At 31.5% G+C, this 16,313-nt stretch carries 13 protein-coding genes; 3 read left to right on the forward strand and 10 right to left on the reverse strand.

Annotated elements, in window-relative coordinates:
- Positions 1-179 precede the first annotated feature (179 nt).
- Positions 180-647 carry a hypothetical protein gene (locus OA93_RS05375; protein ID WP_039112098.1) on the forward strand — a complete coding sequence of 156 codons (468 nt, stop codon included), beginning with the start codon at positions 180-182 and terminating at the stop codon, positions 645-647.
- A 64-nt stretch (positions 648-711) separates the two neighbouring features.
- On the opposite strand, the gene OA93_RS05380 is transcribed toward OA93_RS05375, so the two are convergent.
- The gene (locus OA93_RS05380; RefSeq protein ID WP_039112099.1) at positions 712-1,455 is read right to left on the reverse strand and encodes a DUF2490 domain-containing protein; all 744 of its coding nucleotides are present in this window, start codon (positions 1,453-1,455) and stop codon (positions 712-714) included.
- A 311-nt stretch (positions 1,456-1,766) separates the two neighbouring features.
- The gene (locus OA93_RS24035; RefSeq protein WP_052259381.1) at positions 1,767-3,143 is read right to left on the reverse strand and encodes a HAMP domain-containing sensor histidine kinase; all 1,377 of its coding nucleotides are present in this window, start codon (positions 3,141-3,143) and stop codon (positions 1,767-1,769) included.
- Between the two features lie 242 nt (positions 3,144-3,385).
- Between OA93_RS24035 and OA93_RS05390 the strand changes: the two genes are divergently transcribed.
- Entirely contained in the window at positions 3,386-3,982 is a 597-nt protein-coding gene (locus OA93_RS05390) for a hypothetical protein (RefSeq protein ID WP_039112100.1), read from the forward strand.
- Positions 3,983-4,121: 139 nt separating this feature from the next.
- Positions 4,122-4,706 carry an XRE family transcriptional regulator gene (locus OA93_RS05395; protein ID WP_082001774.1) on the forward strand — a complete coding sequence of 195 codons (585 nt, stop codon included), beginning with the start codon at positions 4,122-4,124 and terminating at the stop codon, positions 4,704-4,706.
- Between the two features lie 175 nt (positions 4,707-4,881).
- Here the strand turns inward: OA93_RS05395 and OA93_RS05400 are convergent, their stop codons facing one another.
- The 8 genes from OA93_RS05400 to OA93_RS05435 form a co-directional block, all read right to left on the reverse strand.
- The gene (locus OA93_RS05400) at positions 4,882-6,561 is read right to left on the reverse strand and encodes a DUF4983 domain-containing protein (protein ID WP_039112102.1); all 1,680 of its coding nucleotides are present in this window, start codon (positions 6,559-6,561) and stop codon (positions 4,882-4,884) included.
- A gap of 72 nt (positions 6,562-6,633) precedes the next feature.
- Complete coding sequence (locus OA93_RS05405; RefSeq protein ID WP_039112176.1) at positions 6,634-7,314, reverse strand: phosphonatase-like hydrolase; 681 nt, start codon at positions 7,312-7,314, stop codon at positions 6,634-6,636.
- A gap of 376 nt (positions 7,315-7,690) precedes the next feature.
- Positions 7,691-8,848, reverse strand: a complete 1,158-nt coding sequence (locus OA93_RS05410; protein ID WP_039112103.1) for a TIGR03364 family FAD-dependent oxidoreductase — start codon at positions 8,846-8,848, stop codon at positions 7,691-7,693.
- Between the two features lie 40 nt (positions 8,849-8,888).
- Positions 8,889-10,169 (reverse strand): DUF5690 family protein, encoded by a 1,281-nt coding sequence (locus OA93_RS05415; RefSeq protein WP_117615801.1) that lies wholly within the window; start codon positions 10,167-10,169, stop codon positions 8,889-8,891.
- A gap of 202 nt (positions 10,170-10,371) precedes the next feature.
- The gene (locus tag OA93_RS05420; protein ID WP_039112104.1) at positions 10,372-13,248 is read right to left on the reverse strand and encodes a TonB-dependent receptor; all 2,877 of its coding nucleotides are present in this window, start codon (positions 13,246-13,248) and stop codon (positions 10,372-10,374) included.
- Positions 13,249-13,595: 347 nt separating this feature from the next.
- Positions 13,596-13,883 carry a hypothetical protein gene (locus tag OA93_RS05425; RefSeq protein ID WP_039112105.1) on the reverse strand — a complete coding sequence of 96 codons (288 nt, stop codon included), beginning with the start codon at positions 13,881-13,883 and terminating at the stop codon, positions 13,596-13,598.
- 218 nt (positions 13,884-14,101) lie between these two features.
- Positions 14,102-15,460, reverse strand: a complete 1,359-nt coding sequence (locus tag OA93_RS05430; RefSeq protein ID WP_052259382.1) for a S41 family peptidase — start codon at positions 15,458-15,460, stop codon at positions 14,102-14,104.
- 42 nt (positions 15,461-15,502) lie between these two features.
- Positions 15,503-16,291, reverse strand: a complete 789-nt coding sequence (locus tag OA93_RS05435; protein WP_039112106.1) for a hypothetical protein — start codon at positions 16,289-16,291, stop codon at positions 15,503-15,505.
- Positions 16,292-16,313: the final 22 nt, after the last annotated feature.

Here is a 16,313-nt window from a genome sequence, read left to right on the forward strand (position 1 = left end):
AGCTAGACTGGAGCAAAAAATGCCGTTATAATATAATTTTGCAACAGAATATTTTATAAATTTAAACACATTGACAAGAGATATTCATTATTTTATTTTAATAAATATTCTCAAAAAACAACTTTAGGTTCGATTTTTGTTTTTACATATCTATTATTAATCTAATAAAATTTGAAATCATGAAAATATTGAAATATTTATTTATAGGAATAGCATTTCTTACGATTAGTTTTTCATCTGCTCAAGTATCAGTTAATGTTAATATTGGTACTCCACCAGCATGGGGACCTGTAGGATATACAGATGTACGCTATTATTATTTGCCAGATTTGGAAATGTACTACGATATAAATGCATCTAATTACATTTATATTAGTAACGGAAAATGGATAAGAGCAAAATATCTTCCTAGAAACTATAGAAATTATGATCTTTATAACGAATATAAAGTTGTTCTTACGGATTACAGAGGAAATTCACCATATGATAATTATAGAACTCATAAAGAAAAATATGGTAAAGGTTATAAAGGTAAACCACAAAAAACCATTGGTCAAAAACCAGGTAAAGGGAATAACAAAGAACATAAGAATAATGGTAATGGTAATAATGGGAATGGGAAAGGACACGGTAATGGAAAACATTAAATCATAAAAAAAGGGTTACTCTAAAAATTGAGTAACCCTTTTTTATTTATTGAATGATGTGTTTTTACAACCTTACATAGGCTGCTACTTGCACTATATTATTTACAGTATTATTGCTTTTGCCAAGAACATACTGGTTCATGTAACCTGCTTCAAGATCAAATTTTGGGCTTAATCTCCAGCCTAATGCCAGATATGCTCTGTTTTGGTCAAAAAAACTATCGTTTGGAGCATTTTGTACATTCAAGAAAACTTCATTTTGTAATGCTAAGAAAGCTCCTTTGGTAAAATTGTCTGTTTTAGAGAGCGGAAAGATAGAACGGGCAAAATAACGTAAACGTTGTGCAAACTCATAACTATCGGTTACAAGCTCGTTTTGCTCAATTGTTGCTTGCCCCATAAAACGTTGTTCTAGTCTAAAACGATGTTGCAAAGTAACAGGACGATTAGCTAGTGTGAATTTTTGATTAAAAATAAATTGTTCCCATATTCTGTGCTCAGGTACCCAACCATCAATATCCATAACGCTTCTGTTATTTCCTATATAAGCATACCCTACTGTAGCAATCATATTATCTTTTATATGATAATTTAAACCTGGGCGTATAATATAAGATTGAAGATTTTTTAGTTCATCTGTAGATCTTGCTTGTCCATCAAAATGAAGACTGAATTTATCATTTAGTTTATAAGTAAAAAATACGGCACTCCATCCGGTAAATGTGTTTTGTGTTTGTGCGTTTACAGTTGTACTTAGGAATAGAATTGTTATGCTAATTAAGCTAATGAGTGGTAATCTAGAAATCATTTTTTAATAAATTATATAAGGGAATTGCTAATTTATATAATTTATAATATAGTTCTGTTCCCAGCATTGTTAATTCTCATTTTATTTATGAAAATCATATTTTTTCTAAGTTATTTTTTGCTAAAAAATGTTAAAGCAATTTCAATAATCTATTTGTATGATTTTTGAGGGGCATGAAGATTAAATTATTTTACCTAGCAATAATCTATAAAATTGGGTATTAAACAATTATAGTATATATTTCTAATTCTATTTAATTAGCAGTGAATTTTATTTTTGCTTATTAAAAAAACAGATAAATTTCCGTTTAATTATTTATTGGTTTCGAGTAATGGCAAAGTAAATTTGAAGGTACTTCCTTTCCCCGCTTCGCTTTCAGTCCAGATTTCACCTTGATGCATTTTTATAAATTCACTACAAAGTAAAAGTCCGAGTCCGCTTCCAGTTTCGTTTTCTGTTCCTTTCTGGGTGACAATTTCGTTGATCTTAAATAATTTTCCTTTTATGTTATCAGGGATTCCAATGCCATTGTCTGTGATAGAAATTTCGGCCTTTTTAGGAGTTTTTTGAATTTTGACAATAATTTCTCCGCTTTTTTTTGTAAATTTAATAGCGTTACTTAGTAAGTTACGCACGATGGTATCTATCATGTTTTTGTCTGCATCGACTTCAATAAGTTCTGTAGATTCAAATGAAAGGGTGATATTTTTATTTAATGCTAAATTTTTATTTAGTTCTACGTTTTCTTTAATTAATGTGTTTAATGCAATTTTTTCAGGACTGTATTCTATCATTCCTGTTTGTACTTGCGACCAATCTAAGAGATTTTCTAGTAGTTTGTAACTGTTTTTATTCGATTGATGTAACATTTCTATGATTTCCTTAATTTCGTCTTGACTATATTCTTCAATGTTTTTAGTCAATATTTTCGAAAGCCTGAACGACGATCCTAATGGTCCTCTTAAGTCATGTGCTATTATAGAAAAAAACTGGTTCCTATCTTTTAGAAGTTTACGGATTCTAAGATCTTGTTTTTCCTTCACTAATAATAAAAAACCAACTGTACCAATGAGAGTAAGCAAAAACAAACTAATATTATATAAAGAGTCAAAAATATTATGGGAGAAAAAATCCTGTTGTGGATTATGATAATTGTTGATTGCTCGCATAACAACCAGAACTTCAAATGTTGCATAGCATAGCACGTAGAAAGTCCTAAAAAAGGTATATCTCTTTTCTGTAAAATAACTAATTGTAGGAGGTAAATAAATGGCAAATACTGCCAAAGACATAATTATAATGCGAGTATTGATTGTGCTCCCTAATAATACTGCGATATTAAAAACTATTGCAGTAACAATAGTAATCCCTATTTGAAGTTTATAGGACTTTTTTTCATCTGATTTAAGCATCGATAGCATTGCTATCGTTTCATAACAACAAGAAGCTAAAATGATTGTATTGGCTACATTTATAGAGATAAAATCGGGGACTATAGTCCTTAAAGCAATCAGGATCCAACCTATTGATAGTAAAAATTTTCCATATCCTAATTTTTGTATTATTTGCCTGTTCTCGCTGGTAGCATACGAAATAGAATAGCTAAAAATAAGAATGCAGATAAAAAAGTTTGCCCAAAAGTAAAGATGGAAAACAGTTTTAGAATCTAACAATAAAAGTTCGGACATTGTAGGGTTTCGTTTATTTAAAAAACTGATTGTCAAATATACAAATTATGGTAATAATCGAATGCTATTTTATAGTGAACTCGTTGTCTTTTTTGTAAAAAAGTAAATGGATAATAAGTTAAAATGCAAAGAATCGTTCGCTGAGTTTTATGATAATTAGTTTTCTATAAATACAATAAATATTATAATTAAATGTTTGTTTTAATTAAGAGTTAATTAGATTAATTTAATACAGAAAAGTCATGAAAAGGATATTGTTTTTAATAATTATAATTTGTGTTTCTCTAAAGGGATATGCACAGGACGAACTTAATGGTAAATTTAAACCGATTCCTCCAAAAGATTCGAAAATTAAAGAAGTTATTCCTCCAAAAGAAATTAAACCAAAAGTTGATCCGCCAGTAATTGTAGAGAAACCAGATCCTTTACAAATTAATCCAGAGGAACTTTTTAAGGATGGTAATTTATATAAAAAAGACGCTAATGTAGAAGGTATATTTTATAGACGAAACCAATTTTTAGGAAGTTTTAAAACAAAATCATTTACATCTACAATACGTTATCGCGATGCAGCTTTTGTAGATGGCGATAAAATAAAAGTATATTTAAATGATAAAATAGTTGTCCCTGAAGTGAGTTTGAATGGAGATTTTCAGGAATTTAAAATCGAACTAGTACCAGGAATTAATAAAATTGATTTTGAAGCTTTAAATGAAGGTTTCGCTTCGCCAAATACAGCCGAGTTTCAGGTTTATGATGATAAAGGAGCTGTAATTGAGTCAAGCCAATGGAATGTTGGTACAGGTTATAAAGCTACAATTGTATTAGTTAAAGAATAAAACCAGCATTTTTTCTAATCGCTTCCCTCCTGTTTCGTCTAAAAAGAGATTAATTATAAGTATCCATTGATAAAGAATCTATGTAAAAAGTTTAGGACTAAATATATTATATTTACGTTTTAAACGGAAGTTACTTACTATGGAAGATTTTTTAATTGGTATTGGAAAAAGATTAAAAGAAATAAGAAAAAAAAATGCCTTAACTATAAACGAAGTTGCCAATAGAGCCGGAGTTAGTAATGGTTTGGTTTCCAGAATTGAAAATGGCAGAACAATTCCTTCATTACCAGTTTTAATAGAGTTGATTCAATCTTTGAATACCGATGTAAGTTATTTTTTTGAAGGTGTCGAGAACACTAAAAATGCCAAATACATCCATATAAAGAAAACCGATTATCAAAAAATAGAAAAGGAAGACAGAGCAGAAACTAAAGGATTTAATTACTATCATATTTTTAGCAAAAGCATTAATTCTATTGGTTTTGAAGCTGTAATATTAGAAGTTGAACCAAACTGCAAACGAGAAAAAGTTATAACCGATGCCTGGGAATTTAAATATATTATAAAAGGCAGTGTTACCTATATTATTGATGATGTAGAAGTTATTGTTAATGAGGGAGATTCTTTATGTTTTAACGGAAGACATCTACATGTTCCCGAAAATCGAACTCAGGAAAATTGTATTATGTTAGTGCTTTATTTTTATTCTGAAAGCAATAATTAAAAACTAACCGCAAAGGGCGCAAAGTTTTTCGCAAAGTTTGCAAAGTTAAATAATCCTAGCTTTGCGAACTTTGCGTTTTACTTCATTGCGTCCTTTGCGGTTAAGTAAATATTTAAAAAGGCTACCTCCAAAATGGAGATAACCTTTCAAAAAAAAACAAAAAACACTATTTATATTAGTTTGCTGCAGGAAGCCAAGAGCGTCCATCTAGGGACCAAGCTGAATTAATTGGTACACCAAACCATTCGAGCGAAGAATAAGCTATATCTACCATTTTTGGAACAACTTTTTCAGCAGTACTTCCACATTTTAAGGAAGCTGTACTTGAAAGCCAAGTTGGATTGTTTGCAAAAGGAATTGAAATTGCATTAGAACTAGAATCTATAAAAACGTTTCCAGAACCCGTATTTCCTTTCCAGTATCCTATAAGGTTAGCATAATCGGGATGTGAACTTGTTATAGATGAACAGGTATAGTTTAAGATTGCAGCTTCGGATAAAGCCTTATTCCATACACGTACTTCGGCAATATTCCCGTTTACATTTGCCGGGTAAGCCAATGTTCCGTCCTGACCAATTGCAAAAGGTAATCCAGAGGTTAAACTTCCAAATCCGTTAATAATAGTTGCTTGTCCCACAAATGCACCATCCTGATATGTTTTTACCAATTTTGCTGCACGATCAACTACTAAAGTTAAATGATGCCATTTACCATCTTTAATTACTCCTCCTGATATATCAACACGATTTTGAGTATCACCAATATTTACTTTCCAACTTCCACCTGTATTTGCCGAAATTACAAATCCACGATTTTTACCACTAGCCCAGTTTTTATTTGAAACCAGAGACGGATCACTTGTATAACCTGATGTTTTAACTCTACACTCAATTGTAAAGCTTGAAGTGCCAAAATTATAAAGTGCATTATTTGTACTCGCATAAATAGAGTTGGAATTAAAATTTACAAATGATCCAGTTATTGATGTTGTCACATCTGCTGCTTTTTCAATTTTATTGGCTGCAAAGTTTTTATTATTGAAAATTGTAAAAATATTTCTTTCCTCATAAGATGAACCGCCATGAGATCCGCTAGAACCTGTTACTATTCCGCCATGATCAGGTGCAATGATAACCAACCAATCTTCATTGGCATAATTAGGTCTATTCTTTAAGGCTGTCAGGATTTCTCCAATATAAGCATCAGTAATTTCTATTGAGGCTTTGTATTGAGGAACATTTAAAGAGAATCCGTAGCTGTGTCCTGCATGATCTACATCATCAAAATGCATGAATAACGCATCTGGATTATCATTTGTAAGCGCACTTACTATTTCGTTTTTTACAGCTAGATCGGTTGTAAGCGTTTTTTCAACATCAATTCCATCAACAATATAAGTGTTAATTGGAGCCCAGTGTACTATAGACATGGTTTTTAACGTAGAATTATACGTTTCAAGACGTTTTAAGAAACTTGGATATGTTGTGAAATTAGGAGTCAAAAAAGAATTATCTGTAACCTTATGTTTTAAATGTGTAACCCCGCTTAGCATTGTAGACCAGCCGTTCCCACTCCAGGTTGGAGATTCGGTTAAGGCATCAAGACTATAAACCGAGTTACTGAGTAAGCCATGTACATTTGGCGTGTTTGCTCCCATTAAGGCATCTCCTCTACAGCCGTCAATCCCTATAATAAGTAACTTTTTTACTCCGCCAGTTAATTTTGTAGTTTTTACTGATTTTGCATTTGCAGCTAAATTTGCTGGTTCTTCTTGTAAAGATTCTTTAGTACAGGAAATGGTCAAAAACATACCTGCAAGAATGGTAACATAACTAAACTTTAAAATTTTTTTCATTTTATTTAATTGTTTTAGGGGTTACTATATTAATTACTGTGTGAAACTCTTTTTAGCTACAACAAGTTTTACTTAATTAAAAATGCTGTATAGTGAAGCCAAAGAGGGTAATATATAATCTGGTTTTGCATTTTCTAATTGTTCTCTCGTTTGTGCACCCGATAAAACTCCAATGGTAATCCCGCATTCAGCATTTTTCCCTTCTTTTATATCTATTGCCGAATCTCCAGCTTTTAATACTTTTGAGGCAGCTGTAATTTCAAACAATTGCATTGCTTTAATTATCATATCGGGATAAGGACGTCCGCGCTCAACATCATCAGCAGTTATTAATGCATCGTATTGTTCGCCTTTTTTCCAGTTTAATTTTTCTAGTAAAACATTGGCTACTTTACTGTTATATCCTGTATTTAGGACTATTTTTACACCGTCTTTTTTAAGATTGCTAAGTGTTTTTTCTACACCATCAATTGGAGAAACTGGAGCAGTAAGATATTCCTGATCTAATAGTTCTTTAAAATATTCAAATATTGTTTTGGCTTTTTCTTCATCTGTATTGTTTATATGTGCCAAAATATCTTTTATTGCCTGATACTTTTCTTTCCCTGCTCCTATTAATAAAACCAGTTCCAGAGAAACATCAATACCAAATTTGTTAATGGATTTATGTAAAGATTTATAAACTATATTTTGCTCATTAATTGTTGTTCCTGCCATATCAAAAACAACCATTTCAATTTCATTAATTTTCATTTTGTGTGTATTATTTGTTTTTCTAAACATTTTATATTTTCAATGCTATCTGACTCTTTGTCGAAGGAACGCGGATTATGCGGATTCGCTAAGGCGAAAACACGGATTAAACGGATTTTCTTTTGATTATTTTTAAATCAGTTTTAATCTGCGGCTTTACTTTTGTAAATCCGTATCATCCGCGTTCCATTATAGACAATTCAAGTTTGCAATACTTAATTTTTCTTAATCTCTTAATGGTTCATTTTTTTATCTGTGCGATATTTTTTCTCGCAGATTATGCAGATCAAGCAGATTTTTAATATTTTTATCATTACTGATTAAGAAGCGAGACTTAATTTTTCTTAATCTCTTAATGGTTCAATAAAGGGATAGCTTAAGCATTGAAAATTTTATCGATATTGTACTTTGCAAATCCTGCGCTTCCCGTCATTCCTTTTCCTCCTATTCCTGTTATGATATGAATGTTTTTGCCAATAGTATGTTCAAAGATATCTTTGGTTTTGCATTGAGAATACATTCCAAACCATCTGCTTTGGATTTCGTAAGTAGGCAAATCAATAATTTTTTTAGCTTCCTCAATCATAAAATTATCTATGTCCATATTCAAATCAAATCCTAGTGTATCTATCTCTTTTGCACTAGCGTATTCATGTGAATCTCCTAGAATTACCGAACCATCCATAGCTTGTTTGAATAAGATATGAACGCCATATTTTTTCTCAAAACTATTAGGGTCTTCTTTAGCTTTGATTGCTTGATACGATGGGCATTCCTCAAAAGATTCGTATCTTCTTATCGTTAATCCCGTTAAGATCGAGCCATCTAATTTATAATTGTTTTGAGGTTTTGTTTGCAACATCTGTAGCTTAGAAACTATCAAATCACTATTATTATAAATTTCCGGATATAATATTTTAAAGTCACTTCCGTTACAAATAATGATTTTAGAAGCCTTATATTCTATTCCTAATGAAGTAGTTGCAACCACTTCATTAGTGTGATCCTCAGTAGCGACAACCGTAGTATTGGTGTATAAATCTAATCCTAAATGAGCTATCATATATTCATGAAGCTTATGAATCATTGTATTGGGCTCGACCGTAACTTCCTGAGGAAAAAACAAACCGCCTTTGCAATAATCAGAACGTAATCCCGGGTATTTAGATAAACATTGGCTTTTAGTCAGTAATTCTGATTCGTAATCATTGGCAGCGTTAATTTGGCACAACTCTTCTATAAGTTGCATTTCTTCCTCATTTGAAGCTAAATATACCGTTCCGTTCTGGCGTAGATTGATATCGAATTTATCTTGAATTTCGTTGTATATTTTTAGACTTTCTTTACCGAAATTTTGCCATTTTCTGTCCATTCCCGATGGAACTACCTGACCAAAGTTTCTTACTGTTGCCCCTTCTGGTTTAGTGTTTTTTTCGAGTATAGCAACCGACATTCCTTTTCTCAAGGCATGATAGGCATGAAATGTGCCTAAAACCCCTGATCCTACTATGATTAAATCATATTTATCTTTCATGTGTGTTTGTTTTATTTTTATATAGATTTGCTGCTTTTATTTAAGAATATAAAGGAGCAACAATGATTTTGAATGTTTTTTTGAATTTGCGTTTAAAGTAATTATAGGACAATACCGTTGTTAATATTCCTATAAACGACAAGAGATAAATACAAGTGGTAAAAAAGCTAAGCAGAGAAATATCCTTGTTACCAAAATTTTTAAATAGCAAGACTAAGACGCTTCCTAAATAGCCAAAAGCATCGGCTATGTAAATCAAGAATCCTGCATTTCCCTTTATTTTATACGTTGCTATCATCCTTTCAAAAAATAAACCGTTGAAAGGAATGTAACATACATACATCCCGAAACCTGATGCAATCATCCATGGTAATGGTGTTATCATATTTTTTTGGAATAAAAATGTAGTTACTCCAATAAGTAATGAACCTAAAAACAATACCAAATGATAATTTTTGAATGCTTTGTAGTTGTTTTTCATACTTCCTAAAAAGCCTAGAATCACAAGAACTGATATTGCAATGGGAATTTCTGAGTACATATAAATAGAGATACTTTCTTTATACCCCAAAGTATCCCATAATTCTCTGGCAAAATTATCTCTGAATTCCCGCATTGCGGTAAGCATTGCATAGAAAATTATTATAATAGTTAATGGAAAAGCAAATTGGTTGAATAATAAAATGCGTTCTTTTCTTTTTAATGGTTTTCGTTTAGAACGTAAGGCTAAATCCTCTGTTGTTGGATTTGGAATTTTTTCCAGAAAAAGAGAAAATATTATTAATGGAATAATAAAAATTAAGCCTGATACAAACGGCATCCAGAATTCATTACAACCCAAAACTTTCAGAACAAATAAACCCACAGATTTTGCTGCGCCAGAAGAAACTATAAAACTAGAACATAATATCACACCAAGTAATTCAGTTACTTTTCGACCTTCGATATAAGAGAAAACAATTCCCCAGATCATTCCTAATGGCAATCCGTTTATAAATAAAAACAAGATATTATATGGAGCTGGTGTTACTGCAAAGCCAAGTAATGCCAATTCTGATATTAGTATAAAACCAATAAGATAAAAGGTTCTTTTGGACGATTTTAATTCGGATATGATTTTAATTCCTAAAAATTTAGAACATGTATAACCTAAAACCTGTGCTAAAATAAGTAGTATTTTATAATCAATTCCCCAAAAGGATAAATTATCAAATGTTGCTACTGTAAAGGGTTTCCTGAATGCATACATACAAAAGTAGGTACCAAAAGCAGCTATTGATGTTTTTAATATAAATCGAAAATTGGATGCTTTTTTTGACATTAGTTCATTGTTATTAGAGTAAGAAATGATAAAAAATATTTAAGATTTTTGACTTTACTCCCGAAGCTTCGGGATTGATTGCAGATGTGTGAAATTCTATAAAATGAATATTCTTAATTATTTATTCATGCAAATTCAAAAAGCGTTAGTCAGTACTCAAAAATCTTTTAATTTAAAATCTCATTGGTTAACATAATGTTGTCTATAAATTATATTTAAGACCTAAATTGAATCTTGCTCCATAATATTCTACTTGCTTTGGTCTGTTTGGAGTTTCACCAAAATGATACATCAACGGTTCATTTAAGATGTTATTTACATCTGTAAAAATTGTAAAATGCTCACCAATTCTATACGATGCAGAGAAGTCAAGAGAATTGTATTTTCCATAATAAATATCATTCATGTCTGTGTTTTTTGCGTTGGCATCAAACCCAATTGCATATGCACCTTTATGATTAAATGCTGCTCGGGCATTAAAACCTCCTTTTTCGTAGAACAACTGTATATTATATAACTCTTTGGCTTGGTATGGAGTTGAAACTCTTCTTCCGTTAGGATTATTTGTATTTTCTCCCAAGGTCATTTCAGAGTTCATTAATGTTGCATTTATCTGAGTTCCAAAATATTTTAAGAATCCAGGTAAGAAGCTAAAACGTTTTGTGATTCCGAATTCGATTCCGCCAATCCACGCATTTCCACCATTTGTTGGAGAACTGATTTCTATATTAGGAATTCCATTTATTGTACCTTGATACGTATCATCAAAAATTGGATCGGTGATTAATTTGTAAAACACTCCAGCGTTGATTACCCCTACTTCATCCAGGAAATATTCTCCCAATAAATCAAAGTTCCAAGAATAGGTTGGATTTAAATTTGGGTTACCACCTGCATATTCACCATCAATTGTATTTAATGAACCTGCTGGCGAAATATCTCCAAAATTTGGTCTGGCAAATGTTCTTGTAGTTGCAAAACGAAGATTTAAATTCTCAATTGGAGTATATTTTAAATGAAGCATCGGAAGTACAGATGTATAACTTTTTGTGTTTTTAGCATCAACAACAACATTGTTTTCAACCGTTTTACCTGTAACTTGTGTAATGGTATTAGTTACTCGAACTCCTCCTAAAACTGTTAATTTATCAGATATTGAGTAAGTTGACATTGCGTATGCAGATGAAGTAGTTTCGCCTACATTAAAGTTTCTTCCTAATCCTTTTCCTAATTCTGGAATTTGAGAATCTGCAGGGTTTAAAACCAAATTACCTTGTGAAGAATTATATAAATTGTTCATTCCGTTGGCAGACAAAACGGGACCAAAAGTATTTCCTATATTGGTTCCAATTTCTTTTCTTAAGTAATCTGTTCCGCCAGGCTGATTAATTAAATCCTGACTATAGTCTGATAAAAAAGGTGTTGGTGATCCTGTCCAATTATAATATTCATCTCTAAAAGTTGCAATACGATCTTTGTCAGTTAGTTTTACACCAAATTTCATTTTAAGATCTTCATTAAAAATGTGTTCATAGTTTGCAGCAGCAATAATATTATCTCTCTCCGTGATGCTTATTTTATACAACTCCAAAGTAGAAAACTTCATTTTTGTAGGGTCAGTTTTAAAATTTGGATCTGAATAGAAATCAAATATCGATTTTGGATTATTAGGATCCAGCATTCCTCCATCTGCAGCCCAATAAGCTCTTGGCCCTCCTGCTCCACCACTGGCTAGTGGTACTGTATTAAAGTATTCTGGTTTAACGCCAACTCCAGTTTGATTGAATTGAATTAAAAAATAACTATTGTTTTCTGCAGTTGGTATGTTACCATATTTAAAACTATTTCTATAAGAAGCCAAACTCCAATCTAAATTTCCATTCGCCAACTGATGTTTTCCTCCTAAATCAATACCTATAAATTGTGTAATTAATTCATTGTGAATATCTTGTTGTTCAACAGTTAAAGCATTTGTAGCAGAGTTAAATTTATCAAATCTAATGCGGTGTTTGTAATGAGTTTCTTTATCAGAAAGTCCTCCATAAGTTGCTTTCAAGAATATTTTATCTCTGGATGATGGGTTAAATTCCATAGCACCATTTAAACCTGTAGTTTTTCTAACTCCTGTATAATCTCTTAATTCTAAGCGATAAACACCCTGATCTCCATTTCTTCTGGCTTCATAATTATCTGTAGCCCAGTTTCTGTCCCAATAAGTAGCGTTTATAATGTACCCGAATTTTCCATTTTTACTTTTATCACCAATAGTAAGCGAACCACTATAGATTCCTTTATCCGATTTTTGATTGTATCCACTGAAAACACTTACTTTAAATGTTTTTTTGGTTGGTGCAGTTTGTGTGGTAAAATTTACGCTTCCGCCAATGGCATCTCCATCCATATCGGGTGTGATTGCTTTTGTAGCTTCAACATAAGCGATAAGGTCTGATGGAAAAAAATCAAATGCTGTAGCTCTGGAAGTAGTTTCTTCTTCGGCTGTTGGAATTCTGTTTCCGTTTATTGTAGTTGATGACCAAAAAGGTGGTAAACCTCTCACGGAAACGAAACGCCCTTCGCCCTGATCTTTTTCGATAGAAACTCCCGACATACGTTGTACCGTTTCGGCAGCATTACGATCTGGTAACTTTCCTATTCCATCAGCAGCAATTACATTTACGATACTCATAGATTTTTTTTGCATATTTAGTGCTCTTGCTTCGCTATTGCGAAGACTCATTCCGCTTACTACAACTTCATTTAATTCTTTTGAATTTGTCTTTAAAGAAATGATCCCTAAATTCAATCGCTGATTATCTTTTATTTCAATTTTAATAATTTTTACTTCATAACCTATATAAGAAATTTGCAATTCTAAGCTTCCAGATCTTACATCATTAATAGTAAACTCTCCGCTAAAATCGGTTGTAGCATTTTGTTTATTAGATAATGTAATAGTTGCTCCAGGTAATGGAGATTGTGCATCTGTAACCGTTCCGCTAATTGTTGCTTTTTGTGCAGTAATTTTTTGCGCTAGTAGTGTAATCGAAAAGATAATAAATACCTTATATATTGTTTTCATAATTCAAATGTTTACAAATATTAAATTTTACTATGCAAATAAACATTCAATTTTATAAATAGTAAAAAAAATGATTTTATCTAATTGTTAAAAAAATGAAAACTTAAAGCGTCTATTTTCTTAATTATTCGTTAAGAAATCTTGAATTATGGAGTGTTTACTGGGGATTATTCAATAATAACTTTATTGCTTAGTTTAAGAAATGTAGAATTATTGATAAGTTTGATAAAAGAATTAAGCATAGGAAATCGCAAAAGTTGCATAGATGTAAACATTTGTTTCTTTTGGTTATATAAACAGTAAAGCCCGACAGTGATGCCAGGCCTTTGAATATTTTAGGAATATTTCTAACTATATTGGTCCCTCTTTTGCGCCTCAGGAACTAATCTTCGCATGCTTTTATTGATAATGCTGCGTACTGATTTCTTTTTGAACTCATAAGCTTTGGTGCATTTTTCGAGTTCAACATATAATAACTGAAACTTATCGTACAGCGCATCAAGCTCTTCCATGGCTTTTCGCGTCTTTTCGTCTTCAGTTTCTTCGATTTTATTTTGGGATATCTTAGACAGATATTCAAATTTATGAAATGCTGTTAGCAAAATTCGATGCTCTCTTGAGTTTATTCCTTGCATAATATGGTAATCTAAATATTGATAATCTATATAACTGTTTTAAACTATATAAGCCATAAACATAAGTTTTGCATACTTCGCTTAAATGGACTTATATAACTTACATGGTTAACCTTTAAACCATATAAGTCATTTAAGAAAACATAAGTTTTGCATACTTCGCTTAAATAGACTTACATCATTTATATGGTTGCTTTATTTTTTTATAAAACTAGAACTTAAGGTGTAAAACGTAATAAGGGATCTATATCGGTATAAATTCTAGATGTAGGCAACAATCGCAATTTTGTGCTCTCTCTTTTGCTTACATTTCCCGATATTTTTCCTAATACTGCACTTAACAGAACTTCTGAACGGTTGCCTAAAGGAAAGACTTCGAGTTCTTGTAGTTCATCTGAATATATCAATGGATTTATTCCCTTTGAATAATTACCTTCATGTTTAGCATTAAATAATTTATAGATTGAAGGATATAATACCCAACCTTTAGTTCCTGTAATTCGATTATCTTCTATAGGAAATCCTGCTACGTCTTTACCAAAGGTTTTATCGCCAATGGTAATTACATCCATATATGGTTTCAGATTATTTATGATTAATTCTGAAGCAGATGCTGTACGATTTCCGCATAATATATATACTCTATTAATGAGAGGATGCGCATTTTGTAATGCTTCAAAACTTATTTTAGATTCATTACTTTCTAATGCCTGCTTAAAGGATTGATCTACATTTCCTCCATTTTTATTTCCTTCAAATTTTATAAAAAGATCATTGGTACGAACATTTGGAGTTATGGCAATACTCAGCGCAGTTGCCGAGGCGATATCTCCTCCTCCATTATATCGTAGATCCACAACGAGTTCTGTTATTGATTTACTTTTTAGCTCCTGAAAAATTTGCAGGATTTGTTGTGATTGCCCAACATCAAAATGCGGAATTTGAACATATCCTATTTTTATGTTTTTATCAGTAATTATTTGATATGATATTGGCTGTAAAAAAGTGAGCCCTGATGATAAAGTAACATCTTTTGTTTTAGAAAAACCGGATTGCGCTGTATAAGAGTTTATACGTAAGCTTAATTGGGACGAGGCTATCATGTTTGTATACATACGATCATAATTACCCTGATTAAGATCTGTCCCGTTTATCTGAGTAATAAGATTTCCTCTTTGCAGTCCGTTATTTTTGGCTGGAGAATCTTCTAATACATATAATACAATACCATAGTATTTTCCATCAGACTCAACAAAGCTTACATCAAAACCAAATTTTCGCCTTAGACTTTGTGGTGCTGTATCTGGTAATGCAGGATGTAAAGCATAAGAAAAAATATCATCTTTCTGTAACAGTTTTGCGAAGTACTCTTTTGGAGCAGCCGACAAATCGCCTTGGGCTGGCATTGTTTCGTTCCAGCGATAATATTTTTTCATTTGTTGGTACATCCATTCATTTACATATTCGTTAGTACCTTCAGTATAGACTTGCGTCGAATGATCATCTGGCGTACAGGAAATAAATAAACACCATAGAAAAAAAAATAAGTAGGTAATAAAAATAAAGGGGCGTTTCATATTTTATCCTTAAGATTTATAAGTGCAAGTTTTATTTATTAACTATTTAAAAGTGAAATAATCAACTAAATTTAGGGTTCCGTCTACTCCCGAAAATGCTCCGTTTGCATCCTTTTTTTCATCTAGTATAATTAATCGTGATTTATTTACAGACATGGTCATCATAACAGTAACTTTCTTTCCTGTAATGTAAGATTCTGTTGTGCCATGTTTTACAAGTTCCATTATGATTGTAGGTGGCGAACTATAAGGAAATTCGATAAACGGACTAAATTTATCTTTGTCAATATTCTCTACAACGCCTAGTACTTGTCCATTAATTTTACGGATAATCCCATCGAGTTTTCCTTCGTAGCCACTATTAGAATATTTATTTTTGGTTGGGAAAATAAATTTAAAGCCACTATTACTTGGTTTGCTTAATACACCTGGTTTTATCGATGTAATTTTATCAATCCAAATGTTTTCTTTAGCAAAAAAGGAAACTGTATCGATAGGAATTTTAGAGTTAAAACGATAGGTATGCAATAATTCCTTTGTTAGTTTATTTGTAAATTCTAAAGTCTTCTCATCTTTTCCGTAATAAACAAATTCATACTCTTTTTCGATTTTTTTTACAAAGGCGGTTTTCTTATCCTTACCTATCTCAATCAGTTTACCATTTGCGGTTATTTGGATAGAATCTGCCAAAGCGTTATACCCTACTATAACTACTTTTCCTGGTTGGTTGGTTTCATTGCTATAATAAGGGGTTAGCTCATCATTGGCACAAGATCCAAAAAAAGCTATTGTAATCGTAAAAAATAATACTCTTGTTACTGTATTCTTCATATTTGTTTTTTTATTGTAGAAA

Source organism: Flavobacterium sp. KMS (genome assembly GCF_000813005.1).
Lineage (GTDB): Bacteria > Bacteroidota > Bacteroidia > Flavobacteriales > Flavobacteriaceae > Flavobacterium.

What these genes read in the sequence shown, in the direction of transcription:
- OA93_RS05375 (WP_039112098.1), top strand. Translation starts at nt 180, where the DNA reads ATGAAAATATTGAAATATTTATTTATAGGAATAGCATTTCTTACGATT.
- OA93_RS05380 (WP_039112099.1), bottom strand. Translation starts at nt 1,455, where the DNA reads ATGATTTCTAGATTACCACTCATTAGCTTAATTAGCATAACAATTCTA.
- OA93_RS24035 (WP_052259381.1), bottom strand. Translation starts at nt 3,143, where the DNA reads ATGTCCGAACTTTTATTGTTAGATTCTAAAACTGTTTTCCATCTTTAC.
- OA93_RS05390 (WP_039112100.1), top strand. Translation starts at nt 3,386, where the DNA reads ATGAAAAGGATATTGTTTTTAATAATTATAATTTGTGTTTCTCTAAAG.
- OA93_RS05395 (WP_082001774.1), top strand. Translation starts at nt 4,122, where the DNA reads ATGGAAGATTTTTTAATTGGTATTGGAAAAAGATTAAAAGAAATAAGA.
- OA93_RS05400 (WP_039112102.1), bottom strand. Translation starts at nt 6,561, where the DNA reads ATGAAAAAAATTTTAAAGTTTAGTTATGTTACCATTCTTGCAGGTATG.
- OA93_RS05405 (WP_039112176.1), bottom strand. Translation starts at nt 7,314, where the DNA reads ATGAAAATTAATGAAATTGAAATGGTTGTTTTTGATATGGCAGGAACA.
- OA93_RS05410 (WP_039112103.1), bottom strand. Translation starts at nt 8,848, where the DNA reads ATGAAAGATAAATATGATTTAATCATAGTAGGATCAGGGGTTTTAGGC.
- OA93_RS05415 (WP_117615801.1), bottom strand. Translation starts at nt 10,169, where the DNA reads ATGTCAAAAAAAGCATCCAATTTTCGATTTATATTAAAAACATCAATA.
- OA93_RS05420 (WP_039112104.1), bottom strand. Translation starts at nt 13,248, where the DNA reads ATGAAAACAATATATAAGGTATTTATTATCTTTTCGATTACACTACTA.
- OA93_RS05425 (WP_039112105.1), bottom strand. Translation starts at nt 13,883, where the DNA reads ATGCAAGGAATAAACTCAAGAGAGCATCGAATTTTGCTAACAGCATTT.
- OA93_RS05430 (WP_052259382.1), bottom strand. Translation starts at nt 15,460, where the DNA reads ATGAAACGCCCCTTTATTTTTATTACCTACTTATTTTTTTTTCTATGG.
- OA93_RS05435 (WP_039112106.1), bottom strand. Translation starts at nt 16,291, where the DNA reads ATGAAGAATACAGTAACAAGAGTATTATTTTTTACGATTACAATAGCT.